Source organism: Spirilliplanes yamanashiensis (assembly GCF_016863475.1).
In the GTDB taxonomy this organism is placed as follows: domain Bacteria; phylum Actinomycetota; class Actinomycetes; order Mycobacteriales; family Micromonosporaceae; genus Spirilliplanes; species Spirilliplanes yamanashiensis.
Genome location: NZ_BOOY01000041.1, coordinates 39,549 through 50,991 on the forward strand (window position 1 = coordinate 39,549; position 11,443 = coordinate 50,991).

The following is an 11,443-nucleotide window of genomic DNA, read 5'->3' on the forward strand; positions in this document are numbered from 1 at the left end:
CGGACTCATTGAGAACGCCGTCGAATGGTTCGACGGCATCATCTCGTCTAGCCATCGAACCGAATCATCTGTGAATCCGGCTCAGCGTCATATCACCACGAAGGGCACGGTGTCCCGTTGAAGGCAGGATATTGCGGCGGCCGCCTGGGAGGCGGCGGTGACCAGAATGAGCAGGCGCTGTGCGCGGGATGCGCCGACGTACAGTACCCGTCGGCTCTCGCCAGGAACGCCCTCGCTCCAGAGCCCTACCCCGTCGGGCGTGGTGGCGCGCTTCGGTAGCGGCGGAATCGCGACAGCGGTAACCGTCGCTTGGAGCCCCTTGAAGCCGTGGATCGTCGACCAGTCGAGAGCGTCGGGTTCGTCGACCAATAGGACGGGCCAGGTGTCACCGCTCGGGGAGCGAAGGCCGCCAGTGTTGATCCAGGCGTCCCACCCCAACGCCTTAATGCCGTCGCGCATCTCGGCACGGAAGGCGCTTGGTGGGCCGTCGAAGGGTGCGGTTCTGCAGGCGAGCCGCAGGCAACCGTCCCGGAACGTGCGAGGGGTGAGCCCGACGGAGTCGAGGAATTCAGCGTCGGCGCGCACGCAATCGTCGTCTTGGCCGAGCCCGCGGAGGATCCCTTCGATCGTCTGCATGGCCGTTGTGCGGACTCGAGCGCTGGCGCGGAGATCTCGAAGGGTCGCTGCAGCTTGGGCAAGATGTACGAGTCGGCCGCCACCCTTATCACCCGGCGGGGAGGCTCCGGCGCATTCGCGGGCGTCCTTCTCGGCGTAGGCGAGCACCTTTATCTCCTCGGACGCGAAGCCCATCGACCCAGCGACCTTGATGATCTTTAGCCGCGCTTGGCCGAACCCGCTCACGGGGAGGAGCACCACGGGGGAGTGGTCGTCCTTCCATCTGCCGAGCGGGATGTCGGTGCCGTCGCTGGCGCGCAAGCTGTTGACGACGGCGCAAATCGCCGGAGAACTTCGATAGTTGCCGTCGAATCGCGTTCCTCTGGGGACCCTGCCAACGAGGCTCTTGACCGCCTCGATGGTAGAGCCGCGGAAGCCGTAGATGGACTGGTCGAGGTCGCCCACCATGACGGTCTCGATGCCGCAGTCGATCAGAAAGTTGATGAGGAAGATGTCGCTGCTGTCACAGTCCTGTACCTCATCTACGATGACGGATCCGAACCGGGCGCCCATTAAGCGACCCAGACGGGTCCGGTTGGTCGTATCGGTGAGGTAGTGCTCCATCAGCACCCGCGTCGCCGCACAGTCCATCACCCCGTTGGCGAGGAACCGGCGAGCGAGCCGTGAGGCACTGGCGCTGGCCTTCTTCACCTGCCAGTCGGGGAGGTTTGCCACGGTGCTGCGCTGCGCGTACGGGATCTTGTGGCTGACGAGCCGGGCGTTGGCGCCGTCGTGGTCGAACGCGAACCAGCCGAGCTGGAACTCCAGCGGCACCCCCACCACCCCGAACGCGGTGCCCTGGACGGAATGCCACGAGTCCTTGAACGTGGGGACCAAGCCCGTAAACGCCTTGTACAGCGGCGTGACGATGAACCGGTTGATAAAGCCGTCGATAGTGCCGACGAAGTTCGGTGACATGAGGAGGTCGGGCCGCTGGTCGCACCGTTGACGCGCCTCGCTGATGGCGGCGTTGGTGAACGACAACAGAGCGACGCCCTGTCGGGGTGGGACGCCAGGGCGTTGGATGAAGCGCTCGACGATGCTCTGAGTTTTCCCGGCTCCCGGACACGCCGGGACGAAGACGCTGCCCGGCTTGTCGATTAGGGCTCGCTGCGCGGGCGAAAACTCGATCTCCTCCATGGCCCCGCCTACCGCATCGCCGACTGTATGGCCTGCGTGAGGTAGTCGGGACAGTTGAACGTGCGGCCGCTCTGGATCAGCTCGGCGACGTCGTGGGCAAACTCACCCTTGCCGATGTACCGCTTGCTGGTGCGCAACTTGCGGTAGAAGACCTCAGCCGGGTTCGGGCTCGCCTTCAGCGTGCTCCAGAACTTGCCCGACCTTGGCTTCTGACGCTTGAACGCGATCTCCAACAGCGGTCCGTTTATAGGGAACGGGTTCATCAAATCGGCCTCGAGCGTGAACTCGGCGGCGAACACGGCGAGGATCGAGTCGGCGCCCAGCTGGGTGGCGATCTTCTCGAGCCGGTCGTGTCGGCTGAGCGTGACCGCCGGCTCCTCCTTCGCCGCCGCCTCGTCGGCCTTGGGCGCATCGTCTAGGTCGTCGTCTGGGTCGTCATCTAGGTCGACCTCGTCATCGACAACGTCGGGATCCCCGTCAGTGATGACCACCAGCCGGTCGACGAGCCGAACGCCGTTGACCTCCTGTAGGAGCAGTTTTAGGTAAGGGCCGAAGTCGACGCTGCCAATGTTAATGATCGACACAGCCCGAAATTCGCGGCACCTTGCCCCATAGTTAGCCGCCCTCTTGTCGAGGACGCAGTTGCGTGCGAGCGGCGGCAGGATGACGGCCTCGGAAACCCCCTCGACGAGGACCGCGCGCCGGGTGAATAGCAACTCGGCGCGGCTCACATCCAGGTACTGGTCGATCTTGCGACGTTCCTCGTCGGTCAGGTCGATGTCGCACAGAGCGATAGCGGCCGTGCCACGCTGAATGCCCGTCGGTGCCGCCTCGGCCTCCTTGTAGCCCTCAGCCGTCTCCTCGATGGCCGGGGCCTCCTCGGTGATTTCCTGGGTTGTCCGGATCTCCTGGGTGCGCAGGACCACAATGTTGCGGATGCCCACTGCGCTGGCCAGGTTCGGCGAGTGGGTCGTAGCGATGACTTGAATGCGGCCGGCCGGACCGTCGGTGTCGTCGCGCGGCGACTTGGCGGCTTGTTCCTGGAGGTAGTCCAGGAGCACGGCCTGCAGCTGCGGATGGAGGTGGGCCTCCGGCTCCTCCACGAGGAAGAGCGTGAGCTCAGCATCCTGCGCGTTCCGCAGCTCGATGATGACCGACGCCATATAGAGCAGGTTGGCGTAGCCAAGGCCCGAGTCCTCGATGTCGGCGAGGTCGACGCCGTGCTCGGCAATCTTCAGGCGCAGGCCACGGGCGAGCCGTTGCAGCCGGACGTCGCGAAAGCTGAGCCCGATCACCTGCGCCCGCACCGGGTCGGTGAGGTCGCTGACGTGTTCTTGCAGCCGCTTCTGAGTGCCGGTGATGACGTCGTGCTCTTCGAGCTTGCGCAGCCCGTCGATCGCCCGGTCGAGGAAGTCCGTACGGTCCGCTTCGCTCGTCAGGTATTTGATGATGAGCGCCATGCGGTTGCCCGTGGCGGAGTCCAGCTCACGCTTGGCGTCACGCAGCGGTGCCAGGTAGACGTGCCGGATCTGGTCGCGCTTCTCGGGTTCGGCGTCGGACCCGGCGGCCCGGCCGGCCAAATTCTCCACCCTGGAACGGCGAGGTGCGTCCACATCCGGCCGGAACCTGGTCATGTAGTGCGCCTTGTTGGTCCCGATGTCGAGTGCGCCGATGTATTGGCCCAGCTGGAACCGTGTCAGGCCATCAAAGACGCCTTCGATTTCGATAGGCCCGTTCGCGCCGGTGGAGACGTCGTCGATCTCCAGGTAGCGGACCCGCCGCCCGCTCAGCGGCGCGGTCAGCAGCCGCATCGCGTCCACGATGTTGGACTTGCCCGAGTTGTTGTCGCCGACGAGCAGCGTCAGGCCGGGCTGGATCTTGACCTCGACGTTGCGGCACGACCGGAAATTATTGAGTCGGAGGGAGGCCAGGTACATGCCGCTTCCCGTGGTCAGCGTGCTTAGAGGGCTCGGTGCCATGGACATGCTGGTGGGAACCTCCCGCCTGAATGCAGGAGGCTTATCTTGATCAGCCGCTCTGGACGCCGTCAATGATTCACATCCCACAAGCGGACAAGTTGGTGTAAAGGGGGCCAGGATTCACCCTTCTAGGTGACGGGCGCGTTAGCGACGGACTTGGCAAGCCGTTGGCCCGCTGGTCGGGGTCTCCAGCAACCGTGAGCGACCGACACCGAGCCCTGTTCTCAGATGCGCGATTGGCATCCGGAATGTCAGCCTGCCGGCTCTGCAATGGACCGGTAGATCGATCTAGACGGCGTCCGCTCATCGGCAGAACAGGACGCCGAGCAGCCGGAGTCGACCGTCACCGAGTGACAGGCGGCGGGATGAGTCCGCGTGCACGGGCGGCGGAAAATAGGATGTTGGCTGCATGGTTTGAGGGCGCTGGTCGTCGCCAGCGCCAATGGTGCTCTCGCCCATTTGTTCTGCCAACTCACCTGGCAGCTCACCGAACCCGCTACGACCGTCACCGGCTGAGAGGTGTATAGGGTTTCTGCCGGGGGCCCCGAGCAATCCGACTCTACGGCGGTTACAAGCACGTTGCTGTCCGCGACGGACCTGGCGAGCGGCTCCAAATCGGCGTCGAGGGAGCAGGGACGCTGGAAGTGGGCGACGCGGTCGGAGATGGCACTGCTGAGGTTGTTGGCGCCGGCGGAGACGGCTCACCCGAAGTAGCGTCACTTGGGAGCAATGCGCCGGCTACGTCGGCGTCGGTCAGTGTGACCCCGTCGAGGTTGGCGCCCGAGAAGTCTGCCCCTCTTAGGCAAGCCCTGGTGAAGTCAGCCCCGCGCAAGTCCGCGCCGCGGAAGATGGCCCTGCTCAGTTGGGCGTCGCGAAAAGACGTTCCCTGCGCGATGATGCCGGAGAAGTCGCGTCCGGTCAGCGTGAGCTTCTCCAAGCGGGCGCCCGATAGCTGGGCGCCGCGCAGGTCCGTCTCGCGTAGTTCGTGGATCTCCTTACCGCGCAGGTCCGCCCCCGCTTCGGGGACCTTTGGTAGAGCGTCGGCCCAGGCCAGTAAGCCTATGGCGACGACGAAGCCGGCGGCGATTCCCAGCAGACCGCGAACGCCGCCCGCCCGACCGGCGAAGAGTTGTTCACTGACCCGGACCGTGGCGACGGCGACGACTACCGCGATGATGACCAGGGCGCCGATCTTGCCGAATGCGGCACCCGCCAGCGCTGCCGCGACGACTGCCGCCGCGGTCCACGTCCACCACGACCTGGACAAGGAACTCTTGTCGGCGAGAATGATCAAGCGCTGCAGCCACGGCGACTCCGGGTCCGTGCGAGACTCGGTCAACCGGCTACTCCAAGGTCCACAATGGCGCCTTCCGTTCCGTCGGTAATGATCAGCCGACGGCGGTTACGATGCTCCTGACCGAAGGAGCAGTCATGCGAGCCGCTTCGACCCGCGCCACCTCCGCTGGCCTGATCTTCAGCGCTGCCCTTCTGGCCCTGGTGATACTCCACCTCATGACCCAAGGGCCGACCTTGCGACCCCCGGGCATCGATCCGCCCCGTGGAGGTGGTGGCGACCCGGGTAAGCGACACAATGTTGCGCGTTGCCGGCGCCTCTTGATCAAGAAGAACGGGCGGCTCTACTGCGAGGGACGCGACTGCAACTACTTCGTCCCAGAGGATGAAGTGATCGACAATGACCCGCTCGGCGCATGACTGGGTTATTGTCAGGCGCCCGCCAGGCGATCGGTCAATACTTCAGCCTGGTGAGCTTCCTTCCGTCACTCTTTCTGGTGACGTACTGCTCAGTGCTGATCAGCAGCGGAGGACTCACCGGCCCTCCCGACCACATTGGCATCCGCGACGCCGTCTCCGAGCTGGATCTTGGCGGAGCCGCAGCGCTGACCCTCGTGTCACTCGCCGTCAGCGTCGTCATGCATCCCTTGCAGTACATGATGGTGCAGTTAGCCGAGGGCTATTGGGGCCTGGGAGCGTTGTCGCGGCGCATGCGCTCCCTAGCGGTCGATCGCCACAGGCGGCGCCGGGCGGCCCTATACGAACTGCGGCGGGACGCGAAGCATGTACGGGGCGAGCTCGAGCGATTGCATAAGTCTGCGGGCGCAAACGCACACCAGGAGTTGCTTAGCCTGCACTTCGAGTCGTCAAGACTGAGTTCCGATTACCCAGATTCCGCTGACAATGTCATGCCGACGCGCCTAGGTAATGTCCTCCGCCGCTATGAGGTGGGTGCAGGCGAACCCTTTGGGTTGCCCGCCTCCGCGCTTCTACCGTTGGTCGGACTCGTAGCCCCTGACACCGAGCTGAACTATCTCAACGACCGACGCTCGGCGATGGACCTGGCCGTCCGAACCGCAGCCATCTTCGGGATCGCTTTTGTCCTCAACGTTGCCCTCTTTTGGGATGACGGGCTCTGGTTGCTGACTGCTCTCATCCCCTACACCTTCGCGTACGTATCCTACCGAGGTGCCATCGTGCAGGCGCACGACTACGGCAATGCGATGACCAATATCGTCGCTATGAACCGATTCACCGTATACGAACGTCTGCATCTCGAACTGCCGAACAACGTTTTGGAGGAGCGCGACCTCCACCAGAAGCTGCGCCCTATGTTCGATCTGCAGCCGTTAGAGGCACTGAGGTATCAGCATCCCGCGCCCCCGCCGTTTGCAGTCGGCCCCGCAATGAATGCGCCCGCCGGCGACCAGCCTGCGCCAGAATGACGAGCCTGGCACAGGCCGACCAGTGTGCTGGGGCGGCAAATCGTTAGCCGCGCATCATCAGCAGATGGGCCTCTAGCGCGATAACGATTTCGGAAGGCTCGCCCTGGCACGTTCACATCGGCATGTCAGGTCCATCACGTGAGGACGGGCACCCCTGGAGATTGATCAGTTGACGCCGTAATGAGGGGCAGCCAGGTCATCGACACGATGTATTACTGCCTGTACGAGCTGCCAGAGATCGAGACTGACGCGGTGGGGAGGCTCCGTCGCTCGATCCAACCGGCCGCGATGATGTCACTGTGAACCGAGCAGGAAGCGCGCCGTCAAGCGGGGGGAGGGCGATCCACGTGCAGGAGCCCTTGCAGCGCCCGGGCTTGGACGCTGCATGGGTCGCTCATGCGGTGGCGTCCTACGACGCCGTCAGCCTCGCTCGCGGTGCGGCGTGGTGGCTGCAATCGCTTCCTGGCGACGGGGGTCGTGTAGCCCTGATTCGGGCGGACCTAGTCAGCGGTGAGCTCGCCGAGGTGACGCCGCCGGGTGCTGACGTGGGTTCGACTATCCATGCGTATGGGGGTGGCGCCTATGCCGTGGACGGGTCGCGAGTTTGGTACGTCGACCGCAGTGACGGTCGAATCCATCTGCTCGACGTGGGTGCCGGCACTCAAGTGCTGCTCGACGGCGTGGCGGGCTTCGGCGATCTGACACCCGACCGCAATGGTCTCCTCGCTGTTGGTGAAACGGCGGACGGGGATTGCTTGGTCCATGTCGGGCCCGGCGCGTCGTCCCAGGTCCTGACGTGCACCGACGGCTTCCTGGCCGCTCCTCGTCCGTACGGTGACCGCCTCGCCTGGTTGCGTTGGGAGCGGGACCGCATGCCCTGGGACGCCACCGAGCTGTGGGCAGCGAACCGCCGGAACGGCGAGCTGGCTGAACCCGTGTTGGTCGCTGGCGGTGACGACGAGTCGGTCCTCGAGCCGCAGTGGAGCGCTTCACACGGGCTCACGTTCCTATCCGACCGCAGCGGCTGGTGGAGCCTCTACGCGTGGGACGGCACCGACGTTCGACCCATCGTGACGATGGACGCCGACATCGCGGCAGCGCCGTGGGAGCTGGGGTACTCCAGCTACGTGCACTTGGCCGGTGGGGGATTGGCCATGACGGTCCACGACGGCCCGCGCCAGCGCCTGCTCGTCCAGCAACCGGACGGTCGGCGGGAGCAGGTGGACCTGCCGTTCAGCGTGATCAAGCCGTATCTCGCAGCGGCCGGTAACCACGCGTACTGCATCGTGTCCTCGCCAACCGCCTTGTCCCGGGTCATCGAGATCGATCTTGACGCTGGCGAGGCGTGGCGCCGTTTGAGCCGACCGCCGAGCAAGGATTGGGCCAGTTTCCAACCGATCGCGCCGACGGAGCTCCGTGTCGACGGACCGGGCGGCCGGCTCAATGCCCTCGTGTATCCGCCGCATGGCGCCGCCGCGGACTGGGCGGCTCCCACGGTGGTGCGGGCTCATCCCGGGCCGACCGCCTCGATGACGCTGCGTCCTGATGCGCAGGTGCAGTTCCTGTGCAGCCATGGCTTCGCCGTGGTGGATGTCGACTACCGGGGCAGCACGGGCTACTCGCGCCGGTTCCGGCAGGAGCTGTACGGGCAGTGGGGTACGGCAGACGTCGACGATTGCGTTGCGACCGCTGAGCTCATGATCGCCGAGGGCCGCACCGCCCCCGGCCACGTCTTCATCACCGGGGCCAGCGCTGGGGGCTACACCGCTTTGCAGGCGGTGTCCCGCTCGGGTGTCTTCGCCGGCGCGGTAGCCCGCTCAGCAATCATCGACCCGGCGCGTTGGCAACAGACCGCACCACGTTGGCAACGGCCACACGCGGCCGCCCTTGCTGGCCCCGCTGGTCCGGTCCGCGCCGCGGCGGTCAAGCGGCCGGTCCTGCTGATTCACGGATCGGATGACCACGTGGCGCCGTTCTCCGACGTGGCACAGTTGGCCGATGCGCTGGCGGCTCATGGCAAGCCGCAGGAGCTGCTGGTGCTCGGTACCGCCGGCCACGAGCTCGGGGCCAAGGACGACACCACTCGCGCCCTCGAAGCCGAACTCGCCTTCTACCGACACCGGCTACGAGCGCTCGCGGGCGGCTAACCTGCGGCCGGCAGCACCTCGTGCAGGTAGTCGAAAAGGTCGACCACCTCGCGCTCGTGTTCGTACGGGGAGAGATCGAGGCGCAGCTGGGCGACCCGCTGCACGGTGCGCATGGAGGTCGTGCGCCGAGCGAGATCAGTGGCCTCCCGGCCCCGGGCGCACGCCTCGTCCACGCGGCCTGACCTGGCGAGCGTCGAAGCGAGCAGGGCGGTGTCGATCGCGAGTCGCCGTACCCGGCTCGCGCCGACGCCGGCGACCGCCTGGTCGATCTCACGACGGGCGGGCTCGTAGTGACCAAGGTCGAACAGGCAGTGGGCGACCTCGTCGGCCAGGTACGCGGGGCTCAGGTAGCGGACCCACGGCGGTTCGTCGTCCACGTCGGCTCGGGACAGGGACGCCTCCGCGACGGCTAACGCGTTGGAGCACTTACGCTCCTCGCCCAGACGCGCGTGTGCCCGGGCGAGCACGGCATGGAGTGCCGCGCCGACCAGAGGTGTGGTGGCCGGGCCGCCGCCTTGGATGGCTGTCTGGACCATGCGTAGTCCCCGGTGAGGGTGCCCGCAGTGCAGGGCGAGATGGCCAATGCTCACCGCCAGGAGGTAGGCACCGTACAGCCGATCGCCCTCCGCACCCGTCAGCGCGAGGGCACGCAGGTAGTGCTGCTGTGCCACACCGTCGGCGCCCAGGTCGACTGCCTGGTATCCGGCCAGCTCGAACGCGCCGAGAGCGACGGTGTGGGCCCGTCGGCCGATTGGTCCGTCTGCGGGACTGATGGCGACGAGGCGGCGCACGTCGGTCTGCAGGAAGCCCATGACGTCGGGGTAGGCGGCACCCGCACCAAGCTGGTGGTCACGGTCCCGCAGTGTCGCCAGCCGCCGCTCCGCTTCGACAACGAACGCCTCGTCGAGGCGACAGCCATCTCGAACCGGACGGCGGGGGTCCTCACCGACCAGCCAGTCCAGCGCGGGTCGGTCCAGAGCTGCCGGCAGGAACGGCACATAGGCAGCTGCTGGCCGTGATGGTTGCGGGAGTACGCGCCGATCGATCGACGGCATCGCGAACACGCTGGCTGCGGCGCGGTTCTCGGCAGCACGTAACTCCACAAGACTTCGGTACGCCCGCAGCAGTTCACCGTTCGCGGCGACCGCATCGTCCGCACGCTGCCAGAACGCCTCGACCGCGTTCTGCAGACCGACCTCCACGCTCGCCACGGTGCTTCGCCCGTAGTGCACCTTGTCGGCGAGTGCTTCCTGACTCAGACGGACGGCGCGGCGGAACGACGCGAGCCTGCGCCCAAGCGATCGCATGGCCTCCCGGACCTCCGCCGAGTCCGCCATCGCCACCACCTCCCGTAGGCGTGGAAGAACGCATTGTGTCAGATCCGCCGGACGGCAGACATGGTGCTTCGACCGTCCGAGCGAGACGGCGGCCGCCGATGTCGGCGATATGTCGGAGGCCGTCGGCAGACCTGTCCGACATCGCCGCGTCACCGGTTAGCTCAAGACGCGACGGCGCCCGAGCGCCGGAACCGGCGGCAGGGGGTGTGCAGTGGCGAGCGCAGGAAGGTCTCCGGTTGTCGGGCACGCCGACGCCGTCGTGCCACAGGCGGCTCCGGGGCGGACGCGCGATAGGTCCGTCCGCCTCGGAGCGTCCCTACGCCCGCTCTGCATGCACCAGGAGACGTTCGGCCCGAGCACTGTTGCCGCACCCCGACAGACAGTTGTGTGCGGGAGCCGGTGGCTTGATCGGATTCCACCTGGGTGGTGTTGTGGGCGTCCATCGATCATGCGGTGCCGAGCGAAGGACGGGCACCGATGACCATTCACACTGCCACCCGGCCGTGCTGGGATTGCTCGGCGTGCGAGGCGCCGTGGCCCTGTGCACCGGCCAAGGTAGATCTTGCGGTCGAATACGCCGGTCAGCCGACCAGTCTGCGCATCTACTTGGCGGTTTGCTTGGACGAGGCGGCTGAACCTCTAGCCGCCAAGGGGGCAACGCCGACCTGCCTGTACGAGCGCTTCATAGGCTGGTTGCCCGTCGACACTGACGCCGAACTTCGCTAGGAATGGCCATGTCAGGAGCGAATGGCTGGCTCGGGCGCGTGCCCGAGCATTTGCGCAAGCCATGATGGTGTGGAACGTCGCCGACCGTCGCTGCCGAAGCGCGGCCCGGACCCGTCCGTGGCGCACCGGTCGACAAGGGTGAAAAGACAGGCTCCGACGTCGTCGTTCGAAGGTTGCACGATGTACGTCCGTACCTCGCCGAGTACCGAACTGACCGGCACGTACGGCACCTGGACGCTGAGATCGCACAACTCAGCACGACGTGAGCCTGACAGCACGCAATGCCCGGACGACGAGAGGACGCCCTGTGTCGGTGGAGAACGGCCGCATCTTCCGCGAGGCATGGATTGCCGGGGTACGGCGGCACTATCCCGGTGACCCGAAGCCCGGCTATGTCGCCCCGTGGGAGGAGACACCGGACTGGGAGCGGCAGAGCGCGGCGGCCGTATACGACCTCGTGCGCGCGTTCGTGGCGGGCAGCGATGGCGCCACCCGGCACCTCACGCGTACCCAGAAGGGCCAGTTCGTGGCGCTGTGCTGGGTCGCACACATCTACCGCCACTTCCCGGACCCCAAGCCGTCCTACGTGGCCCCGTGGGACCAGCTGCCGGGCTGGCAACAGGAGACCGACGCTGACATCTTCGAGACGATCGAGCAGTCCGTCGTCGAGTCGATGAATAGCCAGCCATAGCGGCCCGGAC

At 66.2% G+C, this 11,443-nt stretch carries 8 protein-coding genes; 4 read left to right on the top strand and 4 right to left on the bottom strand.

Translation table 11 applies throughout. The features are described from left to right. Window positions 1-87: 87 nt before the first annotated feature. From Sya03_RS28650 to Sya03_RS28660, 3 genes are all read right to left on the bottom strand, one after another. Complete coding sequence (locus tag Sya03_RS28650) at window positions 88-1,815, bottom strand: ATP-dependent helicase (protein WP_203941560.1); 1,728 nt, start codon at window positions 1,813-1,815, stop codon at window positions 88-90. 8 nt (window positions 1,816-1,823) lie between these two features. Continuing rightward, window positions 1,824-3,752, bottom strand: coding sequence for an ATP-dependent nuclease (locus Sya03_RS28655; RefSeq protein WP_203941561.1), 1,929 nt, complete (start codon window positions 3,750-3,752; stop codon window positions 1,824-1,826). Window positions 3,753-4,362: 610 nt separating this feature from the next. After that, window positions 4,363-5,133, bottom strand: coding sequence for a pentapeptide repeat-containing protein (locus tag Sya03_RS28660; protein ID WP_203941562.1), 771 nt, complete (start codon window positions 5,131-5,133; stop codon window positions 4,363-4,365). 92 nt (window positions 5,134-5,225) lie between these two features. On the opposite strand from Sya03_RS28660, the gene Sya03_RS28665 reads away from it, so the two are divergent. The 3 genes from Sya03_RS28665 to Sya03_RS28675 all read left to right on the top strand — a co-directional run bounded on the left by Sya03_RS28665 (window position 5,226) and on the right by Sya03_RS28675 (window position 8,679). After that, window positions 5,226-5,507, top strand: coding sequence for a hypothetical protein (locus Sya03_RS28665; RefSeq protein ID WP_203941563.1), 282 nt, complete (start codon window positions 5,226-5,228; stop codon window positions 5,505-5,507). Beyond that, entirely contained in the window at window positions 5,504-6,532 is a 1,029-nt protein-coding gene (locus Sya03_RS28670) for a hypothetical protein (RefSeq protein ID WP_203941564.1), read from the top strand. The genes Sya03_RS28665 and Sya03_RS28670 overlap by 4 nt, the downstream gene beginning before the upstream one ends. 401 nt (window positions 6,533-6,933) lie before the next feature. Then, the gene (locus tag Sya03_RS28675) at window positions 6,934-8,679 is read left to right on the top strand and encodes an alpha/beta hydrolase family protein (protein ID WP_239107924.1); all 1,746 of its coding nucleotides are present in this window, start codon (window positions 6,934-6,936) and stop codon (window positions 8,677-8,679) included. Here the strand turns inward: Sya03_RS28675 and Sya03_RS28680 are convergent. Next, a complete protein-coding gene (locus Sya03_RS28680) occupies window positions 8,676-10,016 on the bottom strand; it encodes a helix-turn-helix domain-containing protein (RefSeq protein WP_203941565.1) in 1,341 nt (446 codons plus the stop codon). The two genes, Sya03_RS28675 and Sya03_RS28680, sit on opposite strands and share 4 nt — an antisense overlap. 1,033 nt (window positions 10,017-11,049) lie before the next feature. Between Sya03_RS28680 and Sya03_RS28685 the strand changes: the two genes are divergently transcribed. Beyond that, window positions 11,050-11,433, top strand: a complete 384-nt coding sequence (locus tag Sya03_RS28685) for a hypothetical protein (RefSeq protein WP_203941566.1) — start codon at window positions 11,050-11,052, stop codon at window positions 11,431-11,433. The last annotated feature ends 10 nt before the right edge of the window (window positions 11,434-11,443 follow it).